Below are 15,833 nucleotides of genomic sequence, written 5' to 3'. Positions count from 1 at the left end.
AGATAATGACGAACGCCAATAATATATATCCGAAATATTTCCAGTAAAAAAAAGAATGATTTTCCACGGTTACAACCCTTAAGGCCTCGATATATCGTTTTAACGACTACTTGACAGCTTCACCATTTAGGCAATCCATAAAGCCTACAACAGTCTCTGAAAAACAATATTTTCGATACACAATAATACTGTTTCTTGTATTTACCGGATATAGCGTGTTTATTTACGCTCATGTATAAGCAATTGTTGGGTGCATTAATGTATGTCGTCGTGTAATTGAATGACTATAGATCGCTCACTATAGTTATCCCAACCTAAATTAGCCTCAACAACAATCAAGGCCCTTCGTTGTCACCGCGTTAGCTGCCACCCGAAGACCTGAACAACTCAGGTCTTCTCTCGACGTTAGTCTGTCGTCGATGACAGAACGCAAACGCAGTGAGCGTTCTTAGTCTACTTGCTTCCGGGTAAACACCGGCACCGCATCGGTAGATAGCGCCTGATTATACCCATAACCGTCAAGGTCAAAGTTTTTCAACTGCTCAACCTCAGTAATTTGGTTCTGGATGATATAACGAGCCATCAAGCCACGAGCTTTTTTGGCAAAAAAGCTGATCATCTTATATTCGCCGTTTTTCCAGTCTTTAAAGGCAGGAGTGATAATTTCAGCATTGAGCTTTTTCTTTTTCACCACTTTGAAATATTCATTCGAGGCAAGGTTAATCAACACTGGATCAGATTCATCAGCCAGGGTTTCATTAAGCTTATCGGTAACAATCTCGCCCCAGAACTGATACAAGTTGCTGCCGCGATTGTTATCCAGCTTAGTACCCATCTCTAAACGGTAGGCCTGCATTAAATCCAATGGACGCAGAACGCCATATAGGCCAGAAAGAATTCGTAGGTTTTGCTGAGCAAAATCGAAATCGTCATCGCTGAATGTTTTTGCATCCAATCCTGTATAAACATCACCGTTGAACGCTAATACCGCAGGTCTGGCATTGTCCTGATTAAACGGCAGGCTCCACTCGCCGAATCTTGCCGCATTTAGCCCGGCAAGTTTATCGCTGATAGACATCAATGATGCTAAATCGGCAGGGGTTAGCTGACGACAACGCTCAATAAGCTCCTGACTGTCATCTAGTAATTCTGGTTGGCTGTACGCTTGGGTATTGAGAGGCGATTCATAATCAAGATTTTTTGCAGGTGATACAACAATAAGCATTCGCTAAGTTCCATTAATTCTTAGATATCGACAGACTATATCACGATCGGTTTAAAAAAGGATCGCCCAAGAAGTGCAACGTTAACGTCGCCAATAAGCCTTAGCTGTAAATACCAAGCAAATGTAACTTTTGATCCGTCACATTTGGCAATTATCATAATATATTCGATTATTTACTCTATTAGCGCTTGTAAAGGCATACGTTTTTCGTTTCAATGGCTGCAGCTACATTCATTAAGGACAGTACAATGACCGATCAGTTATCTCAATTAAAGGCAATGACCACCGTTGTTGCTGATACAGGCGACGTAGACGCGATCGCCCGTTTTCAACCTCAGGATGCGACGACCAATCCATCACTTCTTCTTAAAGCATCGGATCTAGAGGGTTATCAAAGCCTTTTGGCACAGGCAATCGAGTTTGGTAAAAGCCAGGCTCAGAACGAAGCCGAGCAGATTTCTGAAGCTGCAGATATGTTTTCGGTATTAACTGGTGTTGAAATTCTAAAAATTGTCCCTGGCCGAATCTCCACCGAAGTGGACTCACGTTTATCGTTTGATACCGAAGCCACCGTTGCCAAAGCGCAAAAGCTCATTGGTTTGTATGAACAACATGGTATCAGCAAAGACAAAATCCTGATTAAGATTGCATCTACCTGGGAAGGTATTCGCGCCGCAGAAATTCTTGAGCAGCAAGGTATCAATTGTAACCTTACCTTACTGTTTAGCTTTGCTCAGGCTCAGGCTTGCGCTGAAGCCGGAGTATTTTTGATTTCACCGTTCGTGGGCCGCATTCTTGACTGGTATAAAAAATCTACCGGTAAAGATTCCTACCCGGCAGCTGAAGATCCAGGCGTGGTGTCGGTAACCAGCATTTATAACTATTACAAACAGCATGGTTACAACACCATTGTGATGGGTGCAAGTTTCAGAAACAAAGATGAGATTTTAGAGCTTGCCGGTTGTGATCGCCTAACTATCAGTCCAGCCTTGTTAGCAGAGCTGGAAGAATCAACAGAGACTGTGACTCAAAAACTTAATGATAATGACTCTCCGGTAGCTCCTGGAGAAAAACTATCTGAGAAACAGTTCCGTTGGTTAATGAATGAAGATGCGATGGCAACGGAAAAGCTTGCGGAAGGTATTCGAGGTTTTACCGCCGACCAAATTAAACTTGAAGAAAAATTGCGCAACTTGTTGTAAAACAAAACATTAGAATAATTTATGGTCAAAAAAAGCGGTTTTTAACCGCTTTTTTTGTTTAATTTTTTTGCAATTAATAGTTTTCTTCATTTTTTTTTTGTGATATTAACGAAGTGTCATTGTAATCAATTGTAATCAGCAGGAGCTAATATTATGGATCCAATTGAGAGCTTAATGGAAATTGTCGAAGGTAAAACTAAAACTAAAACTAGCAAGAAGCGAAAATGGCGCGAGATAGAACAATTTAAGGAAAAACTTGCTCTGGAAAAAGAACTTCTAAGCTACGAAAACTCGCTTGAGTATCTGCTGGAAGAGTCCTAAATCTATATCCTAGCTAACAGATAGTTAAACATCCCAAATCACGTCTTGTGAATAGCGTTGGGTTTCCGGGAGCTCGAATGAGGTTAGCTTCCGGTAGCCCTTCTATCCGCTGACCTCGGTATTCACCGAAACTTCATTTGAAATCCCCTGCACATGACTGCATAATTTAATGTGATTGGTATTATTCTCGGAAATTCTCAGGCGCGTTTATGTCAACACAAAGCATTCAAAAAAATCTCCAGCAGAACCTGCGTCAAGGCTATTCATTAGTCGAAGAGCTGGTTAATTCAATCACCCATGGTGTTGGTGCGCTACTAAGTGTTGCTGCTCTTACATTAATGATTATTGTCGCTACCAATGCCGCACAATTGACCAGTGCGATCATCTACGGCACGTCGATGATCCTGTTATTTCTGGCATCAACCCTTTATCACAGCATTACCCATACGTCGGTGAAATCGGTGTTAAAGTTAGTGGATCATTGTGCTATTTATTTATTGATCGCCGGCACCTATACCCCATTTATGTTAATCTCCTTGGAAGGTGCCTGGGGCTACGCTATTTTATCCATCGTTTGGACGCTGGCCATCGCTGGCATTTTCTTCAAACTGATATTCAAACAACGATTCCCGAAGGTATCGTTGGCAACTTACCTGGCTATGGGCTGGCTGGTCGTTATCGCGATGCCGGAAATGATTGCCAATGTCGCAACCGGCGGTTTGATTCTTCTCGCCAGCGGCGGCGCAGCTTATACCCTAGGCGCGGTATTCTACGCCATTAAGAAGATCCCATTTAATCATGCGATTTGGCATGTGTTTGTGCTGGCCGGTAGTGTTTGTCACTTTTTGGCTGTGTATATTTATTTGATGGGATAAGGCTCCTGCTAGTCGCCTTATCCCCAGAATACAGTGCACAGATGGCAGACGGCAGAAAAAGCAAGATCACCCTAAACATCTAAACTCTGTTGCCTGCAGTCCGCTGTCTGTTGTTTACTAGGATAAGGCTCCTGCTAGTCGCCTTATCCGAGAATACAGTGCACAGATGGCAGACTGCAGAAAAAACAACTTCATCCTAAACATTTAATCCTCTGAACTCTGCTATCTGAAATCTATTTGAATGAGGCTCCTGCTAGTCGCCTTATCCCCAGAATACAGTGCACAGATGGCAGACGGCAGAAAAAGCAAGCTCACCCTAAACATCTAAACTCTGTTGTCTGCAGTCCACTGTCTGTTGTTTACTAGGATAAGGCTCCTGCTAGTCGCCTTATCCCCAGAATACAGTGCACAGATGGCAGACTACAGAAAAAGCTAACTCACCCTAACCATCTAAACTCTGTTGTCTGAAATTTATTCGGATAAGGGTTTAGTTAGTCGCCTTATCCGAGAGTACAGTGCACATACGGCAGACGGCAGAAAAAGCAAACTCGCCTTAAACATCGAAACTCTGTAGTCTGTTGTCTGTTGTCTGTTGTCTAATCCGTTGTCTGTTGTCTGATATTTGTCTTTCTTTTCCTTTAACTTGTCGACATTTGTCATTAAACTATCAAATTATTCGTAGTTTTGTTTACCTGATGTCTGGACACAGGTAATTTCCAGGATGCTGTTATGCAATATGCAGAAATCACAGGTTGGGGTAAATATACGCCACCTGCCACGCTAACCAATGACGATTTAGCCACCTTTATCGAAACCTCCGATGAATGGATCACAACCCGTACTGGCATCAAAGAACGTCGCATTTCCCACATTAATACTGCTGAAATGTCTGCCCTGGCAGCAAAGCATGCATTAGCAAGCGCCGGTATTGAAGCCGATGAACTGGATCTAATTATTGTCGCAACGTCCTGTCCAGATACCTTAGTGCCAAATACCGCCTCGAGAGTACAGCAAATTCTCGGCTCTAATAATGCTGCCTGTTTCGATTTAAGTTCAGCGTGTACCGGCTTTTTATATGCCCTGCAAAATGCTACGGCGCAGATCCGCTTTGGCGCGGCGAAAAAGGCATTGGTTATCGGTGCCGAGCGCATGAGCTGGTTTATTAACTGGGCAAAGCGCGATACCGCTGTATTGTTTGGAGATGGTGCTGGAGCCGTTATCCTTGAAGCTACCGATAAAGAATGTGGTTTGCTTAATGCCAAATTAGGTTGTGATTCTAACGCTCGCGATATCTTATCGATTAACAATTTCGGTACCGATATGGATCGCTACGTAAATCCTCCTTCGGCATTAGATATTTCCTTTGAAGGTCCGGATATTTTTAAACGCGCCGTTCGAGGTATGGGACAGGCAACGGAAACCGTGCTTCAACAAACCGGTATCAATGTGGAAGACGTTGATTTGCTGGTTCCGCACCAGGCCAATGTTCGCATTATCGAAACCTTACAAAAGCAGCTTAAACTTCGTGATGACCAGGTGATGGTCAATATTCAACATTACGGTAACACCTCAGCGGCGACGGTTCCTATCGCTCTATGTGAGGCATTGGAGCAAGGCAAGGTGAAACCAGGTGATAACATTATGAGTGCGGCATTCGGTGCCGGTTTAACCTGGGGAGCCGCTTTCATTAAGTGGGGCGATAAAGTAACGCCGACCAATGAATATGTGCAGGAAGCTCAAGAGCCACAAAACGCGAAGGAATTATTGGCGGTATCTATTGAGCATTGCTTGAGCAAAGCTCAATAGTCCTGATTAGAATTGGGATGGTGAACTACCTGTCGCCATCCCAGCTAAATAAATAAGCGCTCATCACCAAAAACACTAACGTCATCCCTAACATTATCCAAAGCTCCATCTGAATATCGACCAGGGTTGCCCCCTCGGTAATTATCTTTCGTCCGGCTGAGACTAAATGTGTCAGTGGAAATACCGCAGCAATGGATTTTACGATTTGCGGTGCCCCTTCTAACGAAAACCAAACACCTGATAACAGCATCATTGGCCAGGTGGCCATATTTAATAAGCCGCCAACCAATTCCTCACTTTTACTTCGCGTAGAAATCACCAAGCCTAAGGATATCAGGCTCATGGCGCCAATCAGAGCGACAATAAACAAATCGACGTAACTGCCCAACATGTAAAAATCGAAAACGAAATCGCAGCCGATATACACAATGCTTGCCATGAATAAAACGATAAACAAACGGGAAATGAGCTGTGCGGCAACAAATTCAAGCGCCGATAATGGTGTCGCTTTTAATCGTTTAAGCACGGAATTTTTCCGGTAACGAACAATCACATAGCCAACACCGAATAAACAGGAGAACATGATGTTCATGCCAAGGATCCCTGGCAACACCCAATCGATGTAGCGAATGGCTCGTCCCTGGGTAACCTGCCTGGTGAAGCCTTGCTCTTCACTTAGCAACATCTTCTCCACCAGATAGCCTTTCGGGGATTCTTCATTAACCCAATATTCAGATTTTCGCTGATCAATAACTAAATCAATTTCATGTTGCTGAAGCTTAATTTTCGCCTTATCCAATTGTTGGTAGTCAATAAAATCAATGTATCGGGTCTCCAGAAACGTTAAGGTTTGGGGATCTTTATCAAGCACGCCGATTTTATAAACCGAGCGGCCATCACCGGAAAATACCAATGCAAATATCGCCAGCAACAATACCGGAAACAGCAAATTCCAACCAAGTGAAGACTTGTCGCGAAAGAATTCGAGATTTCTTGCTTTAACTACCGCCCAGAATCGATGTAAATCAAACACAATTAACCTCGCAAACTATGGCCGGTAAGTTTCAAAAATAAATCATCGAGATTAGCAGATTTAACATGTAAACCGGTTAATGGGATCTGTGCCGATATCAAACGTTTAACGGTACTTTCGACATGTTCGGTGACAATCTCGACACGCTGTTGGCTAATATGCCATTCGTCATCATCGAGAATCTTGTTGAGCTCTCCGATATCAATATCAACCGCCGGCAGGGTCAGGAATACCCGATTAAAATGTCGGTCTAATAAATCCTTCGGGGCCCCCTGTTCAATCACTTTACCGTGATCCATGATCACTATCTGATCACAGAGCCGCTCTGCTTCGTCCATATAATGGGTAGTAAGGATCACGGTTTTTTGTTGCTCTTTAATATTATCAATCAGCTGCCAGAAGTGCCGCCGCGATTGCGGATCCAGACCGGTTGTCGGCTCATCCAAAAATACGATTTGCGGATCGTTAATTAATGCCAGAGCCAATAATAATCGCTGCCGTTGGCCGCCGGATAGTAAACGGTTGTCTCGATCGATGATGTCTTCGAGGTCACACCATTCAATTAAGGTGTCGACGTCCAGAGAATGTTTATAAAAGGCTTTAAACAAAGCCAGCGTTTCTTTAACCGTTAAATAATCCTGAAGTGCCGTATGTTGAAACTGAATACCAATATACTGATTCACTTCACCGGCGCTCAGCCCCTGAAAATCAACGGTTCCGGAAGTAGGGGTCAATATGCCTTCCATGATTTCAATGGTTGTCGTTTTGCCCGCGCCGTTAGGACCCAGCAAACCAAAACAATGGCCTTTTTCAACATTAAAACTCACGTCGTCGACGGCTTTTAGCTGTTTGTAATGTTTTGATAATTGCCTGACCTGAATCACTGGTACCCGTTACCCCTTATTCTGAAGATTTTTCATGTCGCGCTAAAAGTTGCTGGCAACCCTGTTGTAAAACTTTCGTCAAAGCTTTTTGACCGCTTACTCCAGATAATTTAGCTAGTTCAGCAACTGACCAGTTTTGCAATGTTTTAGCGATAACTACGAAAAGTGGCGTTATCTCCGACTCTTGTTCGCCTTGCAGGTTTTTAACATAACTATAGTCAGCTTTATCAAGGGCGAGTAACAATCGATAGATGGCGGGCTTACAATTGCTGTACTGCCGGGAACCATCAATAAACCTGGTAACAACAGAGATATCCGAATCTCTTATTTGGGTTTGGCGCAGTGTTTCCTCAGTCAATTCAGCCGTTGCGCAAAGCAGCATAGTCATTAACCTTGTTGAAAGCTCAGCATATTCATCACTCAGATAAATGGCAGAATCCTGTCGCCACTGGCTTTGTAACTCTTTAGCTTTGGTTTTTGCGTCCGTCGAAACCCCATGTAGTAACAATATCGAATGTTCACCACTGGCCTTATCTTTGTTAAAACCAAGGCGAGCCACCTTAAACCCGGCCGCCTGCCAAAAATGAAATAACTGAGGATTTACCCCGAAACTGGTGGCCAGAAAATCCAGTTGCTGATGGTCGGCATAGTCCTTACATTCGCGCAAAAAAGCGTTTCCAAGCCCAAGGTTTTGTAGCTTTGGATGCACGGCAATACGTACGATTCGTCCATATCGATAGGAAAATGCCCAATCGACATTGGCCTGAGTAAGCAAAGACTGTGGTGTAAACTGGCCGCGAATTCGCCGCTTCCCTTGACTAATATCTTCCACCAACTGTTCTGACAATCGCCCTTCTTTGACCAGCAAACAAACTGATGCCAGAACTGGTTGCGATCCTCTTGTATCACTCGTCTGTTTAGCATCAACATCGAAAAACTGCAGACCGAGAGTAATTTGTTCATCGTCCAACAGTAGCGCCAGGTCTGAGGGCTCGGTCTGATAGTGAGCACTGACCAGCAAAGCAAAAGCATCCGATAACAAAGCCGGCTCTTGCAAAAGCTCATAGCCCTGAAGCCAACGATAGTGCATAGCTTTTGAGGCAATATCAGGCAATTCATCTGCAACTTGGTTGCTAAGTTCAGGAAGCTCAGCGTTTAAATAAAAGCGTTCAAACAACAGCTTTTCTAGCTGATCGTCAGCCGACCAACGTATTGGCTCATCGAGATGCAAGTGAGAACCTTGCGGGTATAGCCGATTAATAAATGGTAAAAACTTGTAGGTAAAGCCCCTGCCCGCGCCTTCATAACCATGCACCGTTGATGCAAGCACCAATCGATGATTTGTTTGACTGATGGCCATTAACTGCGGCGCAGGTATGGCTGCAGCTTCATCAACCAATAATAAGTTGCAAGCAGGTTTTGCTCGTAACAACTCATCGACGGCGATAAAGCGAATTTGGTGTTGCTGATAGCGAGCATTTAATCCATCTATCTCTATGCCTTCAAGGGTTTTCAGATGCTTGAAATAGGTATTAATCGAAGCCGGTGATGGCGCGGTAATCAAGATAAGTTGTTTACGTTCCGCCTCAGTGATTATTTTGATGGTTGCCAATGCCAGGGCGGTGGTTTTTCCCCTACCGCGATCAGCGGTGATAACTAGAGGTTTATTGCGTTTTCCCAAAGCAACGTTAACAACCTGTTCAATAACCTGTTGCTGAGCAGGATTTGTCGCACCAAAAGAGCGAGGTGCATCAAAGGCATGTTCCGAGTCATCAGGGTTAAAACCTAACGGTTTTGAATCAGGAAAGTCATTAGCCTCAATTTTTAGAGCATCGCCGAACAATAACAACTCAGCGGCTCTACTATCTTCACTCGCGTTGCTGTCAGTACCGATGTTATTAAGTAGCTGGATATGATGGCAGCAATCTCGTGACGAAAACCCGCCGAAAAGGTGCTGCAAGGTATTGGAACTATGCAATTGTTGTGGCTTTAAAAACAACAATAACAGGCCACCACCGACGACAGTACCCGCCAATGCGGTAAAAACATCGGCATTAAAATCGGCCCTGGCATCAATCATCACTAAACGGTTTTCCCGACCTAATTGCGATCGGTATTGCTGGCCTGTCAGGCTGGCAACAGTAAACCCAGGGGATGGATTTTCAGGATCCACCGATTGAATTTCTTGCAGGTAGGAAACGAGAGGCTTAAGGCTACTAGCATCCGAACGATTAAACCCAGAAAATTTGTCAGGATTACCGGCTCGAGGGCTGGCCTCAAAAAACACCGAATTGACAGTATTTAGAGCTTCTGAGTCAGGATCCGACTTACTGTCGAATAATTCCCAATATGCACTATTCTGACGCTGAAAGTAATTAGACAAATCATCGGCAAGACGCGTCGATATCAAAGAAACATTTTCATCATCCGTTTCGATACACAACAATCGACGTTGTAATTTCGCTGACCATTGCAGCCATTGATATGCTGGCTCGCCCATGCACTCACTTCTAACCTATTAATATTTATGCTTTAGTCTAACAGAATTGCAGCGTCGGATAACAACTCTTATGCCGTCAATAAGCGGCTGACCAAGGTAAAAAAGAAATTATGCTAATTCTGCTATTTTCCGGTTCCTCTGCTAACTTTAAGTTAAGACCACCCCGAATTTATTTGCGTTCCGCAAAACAATCCGCGGAACCCCGTACAAAAGTTGTGAGCACCCGTATATGTCAGATCCTGATTCTGTGGGCAGGGATGAAAACTTGGGGCCGGATGCCGAAAGTAAAAAGTCTGTTGAACGAAATACGTTTATCTTTTTAACCGTATTTTTGTTCCCGATCCTATCGGTGATTATCGTCGGCAGCTATGGTTTTATCGTTTGGATGAGCCACATTATATACGGCCCTCCCGGGGGACATTAATGGCAACACTGCGACACGTAGATTTGTCACGCAGACGTTTCCTGCGGGTTCAGGCTCGTCAGGCCGTTACTCATTTCCGTTTGCCTTGGAGCATAAGCGAGCAGCACTTTGTGTCCCATTGCACCCAGTGCCAACAATGCCTGGATGTTTGCGAAACTAACATCATTGAGCTCGACAGCGATGGCCTGCCGTATCTCAATTTCAGTAAAAATGAATGCACCTTTTGCGGCGCTTGCTTTGACAAGTGTCCTGAACCTTTGTTTCGCGATAAAAGCGAACCAGCATTTTTTGGTCAGCTTAATATCAAAACATCCTGTCTTGCCCAACAGCAAATTTTTTGTCAAAGCTGTGCCGACAGCTGCGATCAACAGGCTATCCGCTTTGCCTACAAGCAGGCAGTACCGACGCCGGAAATTGACCAACAAGCCTGCAACCAATGTGGCGCCTGCATTAGCGTATGTCCGAATCAATCGACTGAATTGATTAACACCGAGAATATTGACTTAAACCGAAGGAGCCGTTTATGAGCACCGGTGATGAATATCATGTTGCCAGTTTTGTTGCTTTGGTAGACCACGATGAAGTCAGCAACGTCAGATCCCATATTGAAACCTTGCCGGGTGGCGAGGTGCATATTCAGTCGGAGACGGGAAAGCTGGTGTTTACCATCGAGGCACCAACACACAATCATATAGCCAAACAAATGGATTTACTCAAAGACCTGCAGGGGATGTTGTCTCTTGCCCCGGTTTATCACCAATATATCAGCGAGTAGCGGAGAGTTAACCCATGAAATTAGATCGCCGAGCGTTTATCAAAGCCAATGCGGTAGCAGCTGCAGCCACAGCCGCTGGCTTGAGTATTCCAGCAAGCGCTTCAAACTTAATCACCGCAAAAGATATTACCAAGCTCAAATGGGACAAGGCGCCTTGTCGCTTTTGTGGCACCGGTTGCAGCGTTAATGTCGCCACATTAGACGGCAAAGTGGTCGCTACCCATGGCGATATCAAATCGCCAGTCAACAGGGGACTGAACTGTATCAAAGGCTATTTCCTGTCGAAAATTATGTACGGCAAAGACCGATTACAAAAACCATTGCTGAGAATGAGCAATGGTCAATACGACAAAAACGGTGAATTCACTGAAGTTAGTTGGGATCAGGCTTTCGATATCATGGCAGAGAAAGCCAAGAAAGCGCTAAAAGACATAGGCCCGGAAGGGGTCGGTATGTTTGGCTCTGGTCAGTGGACAGTGCAGGAAGGCTACGCCGCGGTTAAGCTGATTAAAGCCGGATTTCGCAGCAACAACATCGACCCAAACGCCCGCCATTGTATGGCATCCGCAGTCGTTGGCTTTATGCGCACTTTTGGTATCGATGAGCCGATGGGGTGTTATGACGATATCGAGGCAGCCGATGCTTTCGTGCTCTGGGGTTCTAATATGGCGGAAATGCACCCGATTCTCTGGACCCGGGTAACGGACCGACGTTTAAGCGCGCCGCATGTGAAAGTTGCCGTACTTTCAACCTTCACCCATCGCAGTTTCGATTTGGCCGACAACGGCATGATTTTCACCCCGCAAACGGATCTGGCAATTCTCAACTACATTGCCAACTACATCATCGAAAATGACAAGGTGAACAAAGACTTTGTTAACAAGCACACCAATTTCCGCATGGGTACTACCGATATTGGTTATGGCATGCGTCCAGAAACCAAACAGGAACAGGATGCCAAGCATAATGACGACACCTCAGGCGATTCGGTAGAAATCGATTTTGACCAGTACGCAAAATTTGTCAGCAAATACACCTTAGACTACGTATCGAAACTATCCGGAGTAGGCAAGAAGAAATTAATAGAGCTTGCCAAGTTGTATGCGGACCCGGACATTAAGGTAACATCATTCTGGACCATGGGCTTTAACCAGCATACTCGAGGTGTATGGGCCAATAATCTGGTTTATAACATTCATCTGTTAACCGGTAAAATTTCCACTCCCGGCAATAGCCCGTTCTCATTAACCGGACAACCGTCCGCTTGTGGTACCGCTCGAGAAGTTGGTACCTTCGCGCATCGTTTACCCGCCGACATGGTGGTTAACAAACCTGAGCACAGAGCCAAGGCGGAAAAAGTCTGGAAGCTTCCAAAAGACACCATTAATCCAGTGCCTGGATACCATGCGGTTTTGCAAAACCGAATGTTAAAAGATGGCAAACTCAATTTCTACTGGGTGCAATGTAACAACAACATGCAGGCCGCCGCCAACATCAATGAAGAGGGCTTACCGGGTTACCGCAACCCGAAAAACTTTATCGTGGTTTCCGATGTTTACCCAACGGTAACGGCTCAGGCTGCGGACTTGATTCTACCGACCGCAATGTGGGTAGAAAAAGAAGGAGTTTATGGTAATGCCGAGCGCCGAACCCAGTCCTGGTATCAACAAGTGCCACCGCCTGAAGGCTGCCATTCAGATTTATGGCAGGTCGTTGAATTTAGTAAACGCTTCAAAATTGAAGAGGTTTGGCCAAAAGAGCTGATTGCTCAAGGCGATTATGCCGGCAAGACGATGTATGAGGTGTTATTTAAAAACGGTAGCGTTGATAAATATCCGTTGTCAGAGGTTGCTCAAGACCAACTCAATGACGATGCCCGTCATTTCAATTTCTACATCCAAAAAGGCTTGTTTGAAGAATACGCACAATTTGGTCGCGGCCATGGTCACGATCTGGCGCCTTATGACAGATACCATCAAGAACGCGGTTTGCGCTGGCCGGTAGTAGACGGTAAAGAAACCCTGCGCCGCTTCAAAGAAGGTTCAGACCCATATGTGGAAGAAGGCAAAGACTGGCAGTTTTACGGGCAACCGGATGACCGTGCGATTATCTTCGCCCTGCCCTATGAGCCGCCTGCCGAGTCTCCTGATGATGAATACGATTTATGGCTGTCAACTGGCCGGGTTCTTGAGCATTGGCATAGTGGTTCCATGACCCAACGTGTACCGGAACTATATCGTTCAATACCCGACGCACTGTTATATATGCATCCGGATGATGCGAAAAAACGAAATATTCGTCGCGGTGAGCGGGTCAAAATAATATCAAGGCGCGGCGAAATGCTCACTCGCCTTGAAACCAGAGGTCGGAATAAACCTCCTAAAGGCTTAGTTTTCGTCCCTTGGTTTGATGCCAGTCGGCTGATCAACAAAGTAACGTTAGACGCAACGGATCCCCTTTCAAAACAAACGGACTTTAAAAAGTGTGCCGTTAAAGTTGAGAAAGCGTAAGGAGCTGTGTGATGAAATATCTTAAGGTTATCCTCTTGCCTGTGCTGGTCTTATGCTTCGCCGCATTTGCCGATGAAATTGCCACACTTCGTAATAACACGGCTATCGACCAGGAAGGCAACCCTGAATACATACCGAAAATTACCAATGATGACATCAAGCAGGGTCGCAACTACCCGATGCAGCCGCCGTTGATCCCTCATACCGACCGGGATTATGAGGTCAATCTGAACGTCAACAAGTGCATGGCTTGTCACGCCCGTAACCGCACGGATGATTCTCAGGCGCCTATGGTAAGTGTCACTCACTATATGGACCGTGATGGTAATTTTCTCGCCGAAATTTCACCACGGCGATATTTTTGTAATCAGTGCCACGTCCCACAACTGTCAACGGAGCCGAAAGTCGGTAACGACTTCGTAGACATGCACAGCATTCTGTCGAAGAAAGCCGCTGAAAAGGCGAAAAGCGAATAATTCAGGAGTACCTATGAAAGCATTCATTCTCCGCATATGGCACACCCTAACCCGACCCAGCGTTCATTATTCGCTGGGCTTTCTCACCCTGGGTGGATTTATTGCCGGGATAATCTTCTGGGGCGGATTCAACACCGCGATGGAGCTGACTAACACAGAAGAGTTCTGTACGGGTTGCCATGAAATGTCTGCAAACCCCTACGAAGAAATGAAAACTACGATTCACTTCAGTAACCGCTCCGGCGTTCGTGCTACCTGCCCTGATTGTCATGTACCCCACGAGTGGACCGATAAAATTGCCCGAAAAATGCAAGCCTCCAAAGAAGTCTGGGGTAAGGTTTTCGGTACCATTAATACCCGCGAAAAGTTTCTGGCCAAACGCCGTGAACTTGCCGAACACGAGTGGGCACGGTTAAAAGCTAATGATTCGCTAGAGTGTCGAAACTGTCACGACTTCAGTTATATGGATTTTACGTCACAAAGTATTCGCGCTGCGAAGCAGCACAGCACATCTCTGGCATCTGGAGAAAAAACCTGTATCGATTGCCATAAAGGTATTGCGCACCATTTACCGGATATGGAAGGGGTAAGCGGGTGGTAGAAAAACGGGCCTCTGGCAGAAAAACGGGCCGTACGGCCCGTTTTTGTTTTGAGAGGGAGACTGCGTCGGCGAGGACGTTGTCGTAGAGGATTTCATCGGTTTTGGCCATGGATTGGCCTATATGCCGAAAATGCACAAGGACATGGATGTGCGCAGGTAGAATAACGCAGGAGCAGTTATCGAGGAGCAATTTTCGGTTTTGGCCATGGATTGGCCTATATGCAGAAAATGCAGGAGCAATTTTCTGTGAGGACTCCGTCGCGACAGGTTGTTTGTTAAAGATTCCCACCGACGTTAGTCTGTCACCCGAACACCTTTCTAACAAAAAGGTGTTCTCGCCCGGCGGATGCCTGTCACCGTATAACAAGCAACGATATTGATTGCGTTGCGTAGGGTTATTGCTCCAAGTTCCCACCGACGTTAGTCTGTCACAGTATAACAAGCAACGATATTGATTGCTTTGCCTAGGGTTATTGCTCCAAGTTCCCACCGACGTTAGTCTGTCACCCGAACACCTTTCTAACAAAAAGGTGTTCTCTCTCGACGGATGTTTCCCACCCTACAACAAGTAACGATACGTCAGTTTCGTTACTTGAAGTTCGTATCGTTACTTAAACTTCACCGCCTTTTCGCTGCGCACATAAACCCGCATCTGCGGCTTTGTCCATTCGCCATTTTTCAGATAACTGGTCGATACAGTAATTTTATTCTCAGACAATTCGCTCGTGGATTTAACCTGAGTAATGCCTTGCTCCGAACCGCTAACATCTTCGTAGGCCGTAAATTCATTATCACCGGTTATTTCCATCCAGCCAGAGGTATAAAAACTTGCAGTTGTGAAATAATAAAACTTCACCTTTTTCTCAGACTCATCCCAAAAGATCAGCGATTCGCCACCGTAGGCACCATCATTGATAGAATGCAATGTCCGCAAGGCATTGCCATTGAGTGCCCGCTGCCAAACCGATACATCGGTCATTTGCTCGCCCTGCTGATTTTTTCCCATATCCGATTGCCAGCCCCCTAGATAGGGTTTAAACATGGCAAGTTTTGGGTGCAGTTCGCCTTGTTGATTGCTATCAGGAATATAAACTTCATCATCAGAAAAAGCCTGAAAAGACAAGACTAATGTACTCATTACCAATAACAAAGATGCCAATGTATTTTTCAATTTGCCCGTTAAAAACATAATCTTCCCCAT

The 15,833-nt window shown here is 45.2% G+C and carries 15 protein-coding genes; 10 read left to right on the top strand and 5 right to left on the bottom strand.

What is annotated here, in order from left to right:
- Positions 1-448: 448 nt before the first annotated feature.
- Entirely contained in the window at positions 449-1,225 is a 777-nt protein-coding gene (gene yaaA, locus FNC98_RS03485; protein WP_143579958.1) for a peroxide stress protein YaaA, read from the bottom strand.
- Positions 1,226-1,473: 248 nt separating this feature from the next.
- Between yaaA and tal the strand changes: the two genes are divergently transcribed.
- The 4 genes from tal (at position 1,474) to FNC98_RS03465 (ending at position 5,429) form a co-directional block, all read left to right on the top strand.
- Positions 1,474-2,427 (top strand): transaldolase, encoded by a 954-nt coding sequence (gene tal, locus FNC98_RS03480; protein ID WP_143579957.1) that lies wholly within the window; start codon positions 1,474-1,476, stop codon positions 2,425-2,427.
- Positions 2,428-2,580: 153 nt separating this feature from the next.
- On the top strand, positions 2,581-2,748 hold the full coding sequence (locus tag FNC98_RS03475; protein WP_143579956.1) for a DUF3545 family protein: 168 nt from the start codon (positions 2,581-2,583) through the stop codon (positions 2,746-2,748).
- 209 nt (positions 2,749-2,957) lie between these two features.
- Positions 2,958-3,623 (top strand): PAQR family membrane homeostasis protein TrhA, encoded by a 666-nt coding sequence (trhA, locus tag FNC98_RS03470; RefSeq protein WP_143579955.1) that lies wholly within the window; start codon positions 2,958-2,960, stop codon positions 3,621-3,623.
- Positions 3,624-4,352: 729 nt separating this feature from the next.
- The gene (locus FNC98_RS03465) at positions 4,353-5,429 is read left to right on the top strand and encodes a ketoacyl-ACP synthase III (RefSeq protein ID WP_143579954.1); all 1,077 of its coding nucleotides are present in this window, start codon (positions 4,353-4,355) and stop codon (positions 5,427-5,429) included.
- A 25-nt stretch (positions 5,430-5,454) separates the two neighbouring features.
- Here the strand turns inward: FNC98_RS03465 and FNC98_RS03460 are convergent, their stop codons facing one another.
- The 3 genes from FNC98_RS03460 to FNC98_RS03450 are packed head-to-tail and all read right to left on the bottom strand — an operon-like array spanning position 5,455 to position 9,846.
- Positions 5,455-6,462 (bottom strand): ABC transporter permease, encoded by a 1,008-nt coding sequence (locus FNC98_RS03460; RefSeq protein ID WP_143579953.1) that lies wholly within the window; start codon positions 6,460-6,462, stop codon positions 5,455-5,457.
- A gap of 2 nt (positions 6,463-6,464) precedes the next feature.
- On the bottom strand, positions 6,465-7,346 hold the full coding sequence (locus FNC98_RS03455; RefSeq protein ID WP_143579952.1) for an ABC transporter ATP-binding protein: 882 nt from the start codon (positions 7,344-7,346) through the stop codon (positions 6,465-6,467).
- 16 nt (positions 7,347-7,362) lie between these two features.
- Complete coding sequence (locus FNC98_RS03450; protein ID WP_143579951.1) at positions 7,363-9,846, bottom strand: GNAT family N-acetyltransferase; 2,484 nt, start codon at positions 9,844-9,846, stop codon at positions 7,363-7,365.
- Between the two features lie 229 nt (positions 9,847-10,075).
- Here FNC98_RS03450 and napE point away from each other — a divergent pair, with 229 nt between their 5' ends.
- Genes napE through FNC98_RS03420 form a run of 6 tightly spaced genes read left to right on the top strand, consistent with a single transcriptional unit; the run spans position 10,076 to position 14,632 of the window.
- Positions 10,076-10,270, top strand: a complete 195-nt coding sequence (gene napE / locus FNC98_RS03445) for a periplasmic nitrate reductase, NapE protein (protein ID WP_143579950.1) — start codon at positions 10,076-10,078, stop codon at positions 10,268-10,270.
- A complete protein-coding gene (gene napF, locus FNC98_RS03440; RefSeq protein ID WP_143579949.1) occupies positions 10,270-10,797 on the top strand; it encodes a ferredoxin-type protein NapF in 528 nt (175 codons plus the stop codon). The genes napE and napF overlap by 1 nt, the downstream gene beginning before the upstream one ends.
- On the top strand, positions 10,794-11,045 hold the full coding sequence (locus FNC98_RS03435; protein WP_143579948.1) for a chaperone NapD: 252 nt from the start codon (positions 10,794-10,796) through the stop codon (positions 11,043-11,045). Before napF ends, FNC98_RS03435 begins: the two co-directional genes overlap by 4 nt.
- A 14-nt stretch (positions 11,046-11,059) precedes the next feature.
- Positions 11,060-13,555: a nitrate reductase catalytic subunit NapA gene (napA, locus tag FNC98_RS03430; protein ID WP_143579947.1), complete on the top strand. Its 2,496-nt coding sequence runs from the start codon at positions 11,060-11,062 to the stop codon at positions 13,553-13,555.
- 11 nt (positions 13,556-13,566) lie between these two features.
- Positions 13,567-14,031: a nitrate reductase cytochrome c-type subunit gene (locus FNC98_RS03425; RefSeq protein ID WP_143579946.1), complete on the top strand. Its 465-nt coding sequence runs from the start codon at positions 13,567-13,569 to the stop codon at positions 14,029-14,031.
- A gap of 13 nt (positions 14,032-14,044) precedes the next feature.
- The gene (locus FNC98_RS03420) at positions 14,045-14,632 is read left to right on the top strand and encodes a cytochrome c3 family protein (RefSeq protein ID WP_143579945.1); all 588 of its coding nucleotides are present in this window, start codon (positions 14,045-14,047) and stop codon (positions 14,630-14,632) included.
- A 607-nt stretch (positions 14,633-15,239) separates the two neighbouring features.
- On the opposite strand, the gene FNC98_RS03415 is transcribed toward FNC98_RS03420, so the two are convergent.
- Positions 15,240-15,821 carry a hypothetical protein gene (locus FNC98_RS03415; RefSeq protein ID WP_260680438.1) on the bottom strand — a complete coding sequence of 194 codons (582 nt, stop codon included), beginning with the start codon at positions 15,819-15,821 and terminating at the stop codon, positions 15,240-15,242.
- Positions 15,822-15,833 lie beyond the last annotated feature (12 nt).

This window comes from Thalassotalea sp. PS06 (assembly GCF_007197775.1).
Lineage (GTDB): Bacteria > Pseudomonadota > Gammaproteobacteria > Enterobacterales > Alteromonadaceae > Thalassotalea_A.
The sequence above is the reverse complement of the archived record's forward strand: the minus strand, read 5'-3'. Positions and strand labels throughout refer to the sequence as shown.

Coding starts and splice junctions, on each gene's coding strand:
- napE (WP_143579950.1), top strand. CDS start 10,076: ATGTCAGATCCTGATTCTGTGGGCAGGGATGAAAACTTGGGGCCGGAT.
- tal (WP_143579957.1), top strand. CDS start 1,474: ATGACCGATCAGTTATCTCAATTAAAGGCAATGACCACCGTTGTTGCT.
- FNC98_RS03435 (WP_143579948.1), top strand. CDS start 10,794: ATGAGCACCGGTGATGAATATCATGTTGCCAGTTTTGTTGCTTTGGTA.
- napF (WP_143579949.1), top strand. CDS start 10,270: ATGGCAACACTGCGACACGTAGATTTGTCACGCAGACGTTTCCTGCGG.
- trhA (WP_143579955.1), top strand. CDS start 2,958: ATGTCAACACAAAGCATTCAAAAAAATCTCCAGCAGAACCTGCGTCAA.
- yaaA (WP_143579958.1), bottom strand. CDS start 1,225: ATGCTTATTGTTGTATCACCTGCAAAAAATCTTGATTATGAATCGCCT.
- FNC98_RS03415 (WP_260680438.1), bottom strand. CDS start 15,821: ATGTTTTTAACGGGCAAATTGAAAAATACATTGGCATCTTTGTTATTG.
- FNC98_RS03465 (WP_143579954.1), top strand. CDS start 4,353: ATGCAATATGCAGAAATCACAGGTTGGGGTAAATATACGCCACCTGCC.
- napA (WP_143579947.1), top strand. CDS start 11,060: ATGAAATTAGATCGCCGAGCGTTTATCAAAGCCAATGCGGTAGCAGCT.
- FNC98_RS03450 (WP_143579951.1), bottom strand. CDS start 9,846: ATGGGCGAGCCAGCATATCAATGGCTGCAATGGTCAGCGAAATTACAA.
- FNC98_RS03425 (WP_143579946.1), top strand. CDS start 13,567: ATGAAATATCTTAAGGTTATCCTCTTGCCTGTGCTGGTCTTATGCTTC.
- FNC98_RS03420 (WP_143579945.1), top strand. CDS start 14,045: ATGAAAGCATTCATTCTCCGCATATGGCACACCCTAACCCGACCCAGC.
- FNC98_RS03475 (WP_143579956.1), top strand. CDS start 2,581: ATGGATCCAATTGAGAGCTTAATGGAAATTGTCGAAGGTAAAACTAAA.